1 protein-coding gene is annotated in these 448 nt (G+C 45.5%); it reads left to right on the top strand.

The features are described 5' to 3' along the window. Window positions 1-236: 236 nt before the first annotated feature. A partial coding sequence (locus P0O24_RS12485; protein ID WP_316970076.1) for a helix-turn-helix domain-containing protein occupies window positions 237-448 on the top strand: 212 nt, incomplete at its 3' end.

Here is a 448-nt window from a genome sequence, read left to right as displayed (position 1 = left end):
TCCACATGGCATCAAGCTGAACACGAGTCAGAGGATAGTTAGCGAGAAGCAGCGACTCGATCTTTTCTACATGGTTTGATGCTTCGCGAAGCCAGCTCATGACGGTCTCCTCTTTGATTCCCTTGATAGAGGCGGGGTGCAGGGGTAGAGAAAACCCCGGTCTTCGGGCCGGGGATGAATCGTACCCCGCCTTAAGCTATGAATCTTTAAATACCATAACAGCATAAGTGAGTATAATGCTTAAGGCCTTCAAATATAGGATCTATCCGACAAAAGCACAGCGGTCTAAGATGGAACAGACCTTGGAGCTGTGTAGATGGGCCTATAACGAGACTTTGGCATATCGAAAAAACTCTTTCGAACAAGAAGGCAAATCCATATCTAAGTATGAGACTCATAACTTGCTGCCAGAGTGGAAGAAAAACAAACCAGAACTAAAAGGAGGTAT

It is taken from the genome of Candidatus Methanocrinis alkalitolerans (assembly GCF_029167205.1).
Classification (GTDB): Archaea; Halobacteriota; Methanosarcinia; order Methanotrichales; family Methanotrichaceae; genus Methanocrinis; species Methanocrinis alkalitolerans.
Note: the sequence above shows the minus strand (reverse complement) of the source record. Positions and strands in the feature narration are given on the sequence as shown.